Annotated in this window: 10 protein-coding genes; all 10 read left to right on the top strand. The window is 40.9% G+C overall.

All coding sequences use genetic code 11. From position 1 onward, the window contains the following. The first annotated feature begins 7 nt into the window (after positions 1-7). The 10 genes from BLT_RS0119820 to copZ all read left to right on the top strand — a co-directional run bounded on the left by BLT_RS0119820 (position 8) and on the right by copZ (position 8,725). Positions 8-1,438 carry an MDR family MFS transporter gene (locus BLT_RS0119820; protein WP_035426113.1) on the top strand — a complete coding sequence of 477 codons (1,431 nt, stop codon included), beginning with the start codon at positions 8-10 and terminating at the stop codon, positions 1,436-1,438. Positions 1,439-1,861: 423 nt separating this feature from the next. Next, positions 1,862-3,193, top strand: a complete 1,332-nt coding sequence (locus tag BLT_RS0119815; RefSeq protein ID WP_017729445.1) for a cytochrome ubiquinol oxidase subunit I — start codon at positions 1,862-1,864, stop codon at positions 3,191-3,193. Between the two features lie 32 nt (positions 3,194-3,225). Further along, on the top strand, positions 3,226-4,239 hold the full coding sequence (locus tag BLT_RS0119810) for a cytochrome d ubiquinol oxidase subunit II (protein WP_017729444.1): 1,014 nt from the start codon (positions 3,226-3,228) through the stop codon (positions 4,237-4,239). Between the two features lie 15 nt (positions 4,240-4,254). Further along, complete coding sequence (gene cydS / locus BLT_RS24790; protein WP_017729443.1) at positions 4,255-4,383, top strand: cytochrome bd oxidase small subunit CydS; 129 nt, start codon at positions 4,255-4,257, stop codon at positions 4,381-4,383. 386 nt (positions 4,384-4,769) lie between these two features. Beyond that, on the top strand, positions 4,770-6,500 hold the full coding sequence (locus tag BLT_RS22490) for a bifunctional diguanylate cyclase/phosphodiesterase (protein WP_017729442.1): 1,731 nt from the start codon (positions 4,770-4,772) through the stop codon (positions 6,498-6,500). 169 nt (positions 6,501-6,669) lie between these two features. After that, positions 6,670-6,915 carry a glycerate kinase gene (locus BLT_RS0119795; RefSeq protein WP_017729441.1) on the top strand — a complete coding sequence of 82 codons (246 nt, stop codon included), beginning with the start codon at positions 6,670-6,672 and terminating at the stop codon, positions 6,913-6,915. A 233-nt stretch (positions 6,916-7,148) separates the two neighbouring features. Further along, positions 7,149-7,379, top strand: coding sequence for a spore coat associated protein CotJA (locus tag BLT_RS0119790; RefSeq protein WP_017729440.1), 231 nt, complete (start codon positions 7,149-7,151; stop codon positions 7,377-7,379). Continuing rightward, positions 7,376-7,642, top strand: coding sequence for a spore coat protein CotJB (locus BLT_RS0119785; RefSeq protein ID WP_017729439.1), 267 nt, complete (start codon positions 7,376-7,378; stop codon positions 7,640-7,642). The genes BLT_RS0119790 and BLT_RS0119785 overlap by 4 nt, the downstream gene beginning before the upstream one ends. A gap of 22 nt (positions 7,643-7,664) precedes the next feature. Further along, positions 7,665-8,234 (top strand): spore coat protein CotJC, encoded by a 570-nt coding sequence (cotJC, locus tag BLT_RS0119780; protein WP_017729438.1) that lies wholly within the window; start codon positions 7,665-7,667, stop codon positions 8,232-8,234. Positions 8,235-8,518: 284 nt separating this feature from the next. Then, positions 8,519-8,725, top strand: a complete 207-nt coding sequence (gene copZ / locus BLT_RS0119775) for a copper chaperone CopZ (RefSeq protein ID WP_017729437.1) — start codon at positions 8,519-8,521, stop codon at positions 8,723-8,725. Positions 8,726-8,773 lie beyond the last annotated feature (48 nt).

The raw sequence follows: 8,773 nt of genomic DNA, 5'->3' as shown, positions 1-8,773 counted from the left end.
GAGTCGCATGTTCGGGAAAATACCAGCTAAGTGGATGGTGGTTGTCTCTGTCCTGCTTGGATCTTTCACAATGATTTTAAATAACAGCATGCTAAATCCTGCTGTGCCTCAGTTGATGAAAGTGTTTGAGGCGGATGCTATCGCAATAGGATGGGTTGTCACCATTTTTATGGTAACAATGGGAATGACGATGCCATTAACAGGCTTTCTAGGAGATCGTTTCGGAAAAAAACGTGTCTATTTAATTGGTTTAGCGCTTTTTATTGCTGGATCGGTTCTCGGATCTCTTTCATGGAATTTGAGCTCCTTGATTGCTTTTCGTGCTTTGCAAGGCATTGGTGGCGGAATCATGATGCCCCTTTCAATGGCGCTGATTTTTGAAGCTTTTCCTCGACAAGAGCGTGGGCTTGCTACAGGTATTTGGGGGGTGGCGGCGATGGTGGCCCCTGCTATTGGACCCACGCTTGGAGGGTTTATCATTGAAACGACAAGCTGGCACTATTTGTTTTGGTGCAATGTTCCGGTAGGGTTGGCAGGGTTAATTATTGCCTATTTTTACCTTCCGAAGACGATGATAAATAACCAAATTAAGCTGGACCGGTGGGGCTTTCTATTTGTTACGCTTGGCGTTGGTGCTATCTTATTAACATTTGGTCGGATGTCAGAATTGAGCCATCTTGTTGCATTGCCAAATCTTCTCTTATTTGCCTTCGGTAGCTTTTGTCTGTATGTCTTTGTCCAAATTGAAAAGCGGGTGGAACAGCCCCTTCTTGATCTAACCCTGTTTCGCGTGCCTGCTTATACATTAAGCATTTGGGTATCAGGGGTTGCGTCAATCGGCTTATTTGCAGGTGTTTTTCTTATTCCTCTTTTAATCCAGCAAGTTTTTCATTATGGGGCGATTATGACAGGCCTCGTGTTTTTACCGTCGGCGCTCCTTTCAGGGATTTTCATGTCAATTGGTGGTCGAACCTTAGACAGACGAGGGGTGAGTGGTGTTCTTACATCTGGAATGGTGATTGCTGCAGCCGGGACGCTCGCATTAGGGTTGATGAATTTGGAGACAACCCTCTTTTTCATATTTGCCATGATGGCGATACGTGGGATAGGTATAGGTTTTACTATGATGCCGGCTACGACGGTTGGAATGAACGCGATACCGGAACCAACCATTTCAAGAGGATCTGCATTAACGAATGTCTTGAGGCAAATGAGCTCGGCGTTAGGCATTGTCTTTATCTCCATATATTATGAAGTTCGGCGCGGGCAAGTATCGGCTGCAACAGGTTCTTTAGAAGCTGCAAGCTTGCAAGCAATCAATGAAGGATTTTTAATCATTGGCGTGTTAACAGCTCTCACTATACCTGCAGCATATTTGTTAGAGAAGAAATCAAAAATCGATGAAGCGAGTGGAATCAAAAAAGCATCCGGCCATTAGAAATTGGCTTGGATGTTTTTTCATGCTTTTCTCCTGAGGGGGTTGATTTTATCTTTTAGGATAGATTAAGCAATGGGAGAAAAATCTGCAACTATTACGAGCTTGTTCGATCCTAAACTTGGTATCAAAGGATGCGATTATTTAATATTGTGAAGTTTGTCACAAAGTCTACAAAATGCTGCCACGTTTCTGACAAAATGAATAGGGGTAAAGAGAGGATAGTCGTGATATCTTGTTGAATAAGGATACTTACACATGCATGTACGGTAAATTTCATTTTGTGAATATATGAGCAATATTAATTTGATCGAGAGTGGCGATGTTAGTTCCTTTCTTTTGCAGGGCAAGCCTATTACAAAGTGTAACCGGAGCTAGTGTGATGACTTTTATATTTTATGATGACCGTAAAAGAGGTGAACAGCTATGTTTGAATATGATCCGGTGATCTATAGCCGTATATTAACAGGTTTAACGCTTGGCTTTCACGTGATTTTTGCGACGATTGGTGTTGGGATTCCACTTATGATTGCTTTGGCGGAGTGGATCGGGATCAAAAGAAATGATGAGCATTATCGCCTGCTTGCAAGAAGGTGGGCACGGGGCTTTGTGATTACCGTAGCAATTGGTGTAGTAACGGGTACAGCGATTGGTCTCCAGCTTAGCTTATTGTGGCCAAGCTTTATGCAAGTGGCCGGGCATGCGATCAGCTTGCCAATGTTTATGGAAACCTTCGCCTTTTTCTTTGAAGCCATTTTTCTTGGTATTTATTTATATACATGGGACCGTTTTAAGAAAAAAATCTATCACTTTCTGCTCCTTATTCCTGTTGTGATTGGAGCGGCCGCTTCTGGCTTTTTTATTTCAACGGTCAATGCGTTTATGAATGCACCGACTGGTTTTGAAATCGTAGACGGGTTTGTTGCCAATATTAATCCGTTGGCAGCCATGTTCAATCCAGCAACGCCTACAAAAGTGGCGCACGTTTTATCGTCAGCCTATTTAACGTCAGCGTTCATCTTAGCAGCGATTGCAGCAATTGCCTTACTGAGAGGGGAAAATCACGTCTATCATAAAAAAGCATTGAATTTGACGATGACAGTAGCCGCAGTCTTTGCGATTGCTACTGCGCTTATTGGAGACTTGTCAGGAAAATACCTTGCAGAATATCAGCCTGAAAAACTTGCTGCAGCTGAATGGCATTTTGAAACATCGACAGAGGCTCCTCTCATTTTAGGTGGAGTGCTACGAGAGGACAATCAAGTCGAGTACGCTTTAGAAATTCCATATGCGTTAAGTATTCTTGCTCATGGCTCACCAGGTGCAGAGGTGATTGGGTTAGAAGAATTCCCAGAAGAAGACCTACCACCGCTCATTGTCCATTATTTCTTTGATGCAATGGTTGGTATTGGAATGTATTTAGCGGTTGTTTCTATTGTTTATGTCCTCATGTCAAGAAAACGGAGCTGGAATGAGCTTAACAAGCCACTTCTATGGGCGATTTTTGCTGGTGGACCACTTGCTATGATCGCCATTGAAATGGGATGGTTTTTTACAGAAATTGGACGCCAGCCATGGATTTTAGTCGGGTATATGCGTACGGCTGAAGGAGCGACGACGGCCAACCATGTGGACATCATGCTTTATTTGTTCATCGCTTTATATACGATTCTCGCTGTTACGTGCATCACTGTACTGCGAAAAATGTTTAAATCAAATCCAGTTGAAAAAGAACTGAAGGATCGTGGAATGGAATAGGAAACGTAGTTTTAATAGAAAGGATGGGGGTTATGGATTATGAGATCATAGGAATTACCGTACTGTGGACATTTCTTTATGGGTATTTAATTGTGGCGTCGATTGACTTTGGCGCCGGCTTCTTTAGCTATTACTCGTCCATTACAGGTAAACACCATATTATCAATAAGGTCATTGATCGGTATTTGTCACCCGTTTGGGAAGTGACCAATGTGTTTCTCGTTTTTTTCTTTATTGGTATTGTTGGTTTTTTTCCTTCAACCGCATATTATTACGGGACAGCGCTGTTGATTCCTGGGAGTATTGCGATCATACTCCTTGCGATCCGTGGCTCCTACTATGCGTTTCATAATTACGGAGCAAAGGGAAAGTCCTTCTATCAATTTTTGTATGGTGCAACCGGCTTGTTAATTCCCGCTTCGTTATCGGTTGTCTTGACGATTTCAGAAGGAGGATTTATCATCCTGCAAGGAGAGCAAGTTTTCCTTGATTACTATGCATTATTTACGAACTTTTATTCATGGGCTGTTGTGTTGCTAGCGATTGTGAGTGTTCTCTACATTTCTGCTTGCTTCCTGACGTTTTATGCAAAAAAGGCTAAGGATGAAAAGGCCTTTCATGTTTTAAGAGGGTATGCGTTGTTTTGGAGCTTTCCGACCATTTTAGCAAGTGTGCTCGTCTTTTTTGCTCTTAGTCAACATAACCCAGTTCATTTTGCAAATATGCTCGACATTGCTTGGATGTTTAGCTTATCGTTTCTCTTTTTCTTAGGTGCAGTTTATCTCATTTGGAAAAAGAAACGGCTTGGTTTAGCCTTTATTTTTGTGATGCTCCAGTTCGCAACAGCGTTTTTTGGCTACGGCGCGTCACATTTGCCTTACTTGCTTTACCCGTATTTGACAATTTACGACGGGTTTACGAATGAAGCAATGGCGATCGCATTAATCGTAGCCTTTATTGCAGGGTTTTTCTTATTGATTCCATCTCTTTATTTATTGATGCGTCTGTTTCTATTTGATAGCCAATATGCACAAGGAAAGAAATAGGAGGTGTAGACCTGCATGGATTTCTTTTTAATTATGATTGCACCTATATTGATCGTGGTATTTGCAATTCTCCTCCTTTTTTGGTGGGGCGCAAAAGGAAAAGAATTATATAAGGATGAACCGAAAGGAAGCCGTCAAGAGTGATGGCTTCCTTTTTTTACAACTAAATCGATTCTAACCATTAGGTGATTTGAATGAATACTCAAATTGGTTTGGTGCGTTGATTCAAGCAATGTGTATATTTTACAGCCTAGCTTTTAGCTTATAGATAAGGGGTACGGGAGAAACCAATGTTAAAAAGAAGGGAAAACGTTGGTTTGTGTCGAATTATAGGCATTGATTGCTTTATAATAAGTTACTATTAGTTAATTTAATCGGTAAATCATCTATTTACAAATCATCATATGTAACTTCTAGAAGCTGCATCCATCTAAGGATTATAGTAGTCAATCTAACAGCTAGAGCATGTCAAAAACAGTTAACTTCAGAACGGAATCATCCTTATCTCTTACCACCTGGAGGCAAAGATCATGTACTTTCATCCAAGAGACCGATTTTATTATAAAACCCTTAGCGAGACAGCGGATCATATTCTTCAAATAATGAGTGAGTATATAGGGGTCAACACGCTATTTATAACGTTAAATGATAGAAAGGATACATTTTTTGTCAAAGTTTTTAACCGGAAGTATGAGTTACTAAAGGAAGGAGCGGCCGTACCCTATTCAAGTGCATTATGCAGGTTTGCAGTGGAGGATGAGCATGCATCCTTTGTCGTGTCTGATCTTTCAGATCATCCATTAACGAAGGATCACTCTGTTACTTTGGGAATGAACGGCAACGGTTGCATTCTTGCCATTCCTCTCACGTATCCACATGGAGAAGTGATTGGTACAATATGTGCATTTGACAATCAGCCCTATCAGTTTAGCGATTCGCAAGTGCGGATGGTTGAACTATTCGCCAAATTAATTGCTCAGACGATCTTTCTAGATAGTTTAACAATACGTGACGAATTAACAGGTCTATATAATCGCAATTTTGTTAATGCCTTTCTTGAGCATCACATGCAAGAGAAAGATACAAAATTGGCGATTCTTTATTTGGATTTAAACCGCTTCAAGTTTATAAATGATACGTATGGTCATGTGACAGGCGATGAACTACTTAAGCTGACAGGAGACCGATTAAAAAATTTTATTGGTGAGCAGGGCATTGTTTGCCGGATGGGTGGAGATGAATTTTTAATCATCGTGCCAATTGTGGAGGACGACTTGATCCAGCAGCAAATTGAGCAGGTTGCATTTGAAATTGAGCAGGTTATTTCTACCCCTGCATTTGTTGAAGAACAAGAATTTCATCTTTCAGCAAGCATGGGAATCAGTCTCTATCCAGATCACGGAACGGATATGACATCACTATTCAAAAGTGCCGATACAGCGATGTACCGGGCGAAGAAGCTAGATATTTGTTTAGCATGGTATGAAGAAAACCATGGGAGTGAAATGACGAGACGCTCAATCATTGAAAGCGGCTTGCGAAAAGCGATTGAACGTGAGGAATTGATCGTGTATTATCAGCAGCAATATGATTTAAAAACCGAGCAGTTAATGGGGATGGAAGCACTATTACGGTGGAAGCATCCAACGCTAGGCTGGATTGCACCGAGTGAGTTTATTCCAGTGGCTGAAGAAACAGGTTTAATCGTTCCGATTGGGAAATGGGTATTAGAGGAAGTTTGCAAAAGAGCAAATCAGTGGATGGCAAACGGACATGATCCCGTTTGCTTTTCGGTGAACATTTCACTTAAACAAATAAGTTCAACTGGGTTTGTTGAAACTGTCGAACAGATGCTTAGAGAATCTGGTATAAATCCACAGCATCTCATGCTTGAAATGACGGAAACCATTTTCATGCAAGACATGGAACGAGGCATGAATGTCATACAGCAATTAAAAAGCTTAGGAGTCCAAATCGCGATTGATGATTTTGGTACAGGCTACTCATCCTTAGGTTATTTAAGCCAATTGCCGATTGATAGCTTGAAAATTGATCGAAGCTTTATTAAGGAAATTAAGCACAACCAAGGCCATCGTGCCATTGTGAAAGCAATCATCACCCTAGCAAAAGAGCTGGGAATCAAGGTTGTAGCAGAAGGAATTGAGGAAAAAGCTCAAATCGAGTATTTAAACGAAATAGGTTGTCAAATTGGACAAGGCTTTTATTACCATATGCCTGCACCTTTTGAGATGGTTTCGTAATCTGAATGAAGCAGGCTGCGTTTACAGCAGAGAGCAAGAAGGTCCTGATAGGATAGGTATAATCCAAAACTATTGAGGCCTTCTTATTTTTTGAGCAGTATGAAAAATGCAAGGTCAAGGTGAAATAACTAGTGTTTTGAGCTAAAAAAGAGTGATAAGTGGTGAAATGATGTCTATCTGTACAATGAAACAACTGAAAAAAGGAGCCTACAATGAATATAAGAGTCGTAGTCACGGAATTGATGCAGCATTTTCTCTATTACAGGGAGTGATGGAATTAGAAACTGCACTGAAACAGGGAGATAAGCTTTTAAAGGAAGCGACAGAAAGCATTGCTCGTGTCATTCATCTTACAAGGGAATATGGACATTCTAAAAGGGGCTCCAAATTTTTACAGGAGCTCTTTTTTCTGTGAAAAGGGTTAGAGATCGTGTACTAGATGAGAGAGGAAGCACCTTGGCACATCCCCCTTTAACTACATGTTGTTTAGATTTAACGTACATTGATTTCGTTCCAATCCATAAGCATTCGTGGGAAGTATTCCACATCTGACAGTCTTTCTAGAAATTCGCGAAATAATCAGTCTAAATGTACCATTTGCCGAATAAAGTTGAATGTATGAATATTTAAAAGAGGGGGCTGAGCAGGGTGTTTACGCAAAGGAAGTATTACCGGCCGTATGTTAGCCCATTTGACCCTTGTCGGAGTATTGAAGTAAAAGCCTATGAAACACCACCTAATCTTTATATGGGGTATCAACCGCACGGATTACCACAGTATAAACCGCTTGAAGCGCTTCATCGGGGAACATTATGGCCTGCTCTTTATTCGCCGTACGAAAGCCACTACCGGCAAAGGGGAGGGGATGAGGACTCATGAGCCAAAAAGTTTTACCAAAAGAGTTTTATCCATTAATGGAGCAATTGCAAGCCGTTGATTTTGTCTTAGTGGAGCTCACGCTTTATTTGGACACACATCCATATGATACGGAGGCAATTCAACAATTTAATGAGATGGCTCAGTATCGACAGCAGGTGAAGCAACAAGTGGAAAATTATTATGGACCGCTGCAACAGTATGGAAATAGCTACAGTGGGTATCCTTGGAACTGGCGCAATTCACCTTGGCCGTGGCAGCTATAAACACAAGAGGAGGCAAAAACTCATGTGGATTTATGAAAAAAAGTTGCAGTATCCAGTTAAGGTAAGCACATGTAATCCGACCCTAGCTAAATATTTAATTGAACAATACGGAGGAGCGGATGGAGAACTTTCGGCTGCACTCCGTTATCTTAACCAGCGTTACACCATTCCCGATCAAGTCATCGGGCTGTTAACAGATATCGGCACAGAAGAATTTGCACATTTGGAAATGATTGCGACGATGGTTTATAAGTTAACGAAGGATGCAACTCCCGAACAATTAAAGGAGGCAGGTCTTGGAGAGCATTATGTCAATCATGATCATGCGCTCTACTATCACAATGCTGCAGGAGTGCCATGGACTGCTTCTTATATTGCTGCAAAAGGGGACCCCATAGCTGATTTATATGAGGATATTGCGGCTGAGGAAAAAGCAAGAGCTACGTATCAATGGATCATTGATATGTCCGATGATCCGGATTTAAATGATGGCCTCAAATTTTTACGTGAGCGCGAAGTTGTGCATTCACAACGATTTCGAGAAGCGGTCGAAATGCTAAAAGAAGAACGAGACCGAAAGAAGGTTTTTTAATAAAGATAAGCATAACATGACAAAGCGGTCTAGCTTCAGGCGACAGCTTTTCGAGGTCTCTTTTCTTATGCAAGAGTCCAGTATCCAAGGTGAAAATAAAAAGTTTAATGATCAATTCAACAGGCTAAAGCTTACTATACGTAGCTTTGGTCTTTTTAGATCTATGTACAAGGGAAAAAATAAAACAAAATAAAACAAAATCCTTTACATACTTAAGGGGGGTATAGTAAAATGTGTATAGAAAGAGATGAAAGATAGCATGATATTGCATAGGAGGTTTTCAAATGGAACAGCAACAATTAAACGTTAAAGGAATGTCTTGTGGACATTGCGTCAATGCTATAGAAGGTAGCGTTGGTAAGCTGGAAGGGGTACAATCTGTAAAGGTTGATTTAAATAAGGGTCTTGTTGATGTATCCTTTGAAGCAGAGAAAGTCTCGCTTGCTCAAATTAAAGAGACCATTGAAGAACAAGGCTACGATGTTCAATAAGACGAAAGGTCGTGAATCTGACAGGTCACGACCTTTTCTTCACAAAAA

This window comes from Halalkalibacterium ligniniphilum (genome assembly GCF_000334155.1).
Taxonomy (GTDB): domain Bacteria; phylum Bacillota; class Bacilli; order Bacillales; family Bacillaceae_D; genus Halalkalibacterium; species Halalkalibacterium ligniniphilum.
The sequence above is the reverse complement of the archived record's forward strand: the minus strand, read 5'-3'. Positions and strand labels throughout refer to the sequence as shown.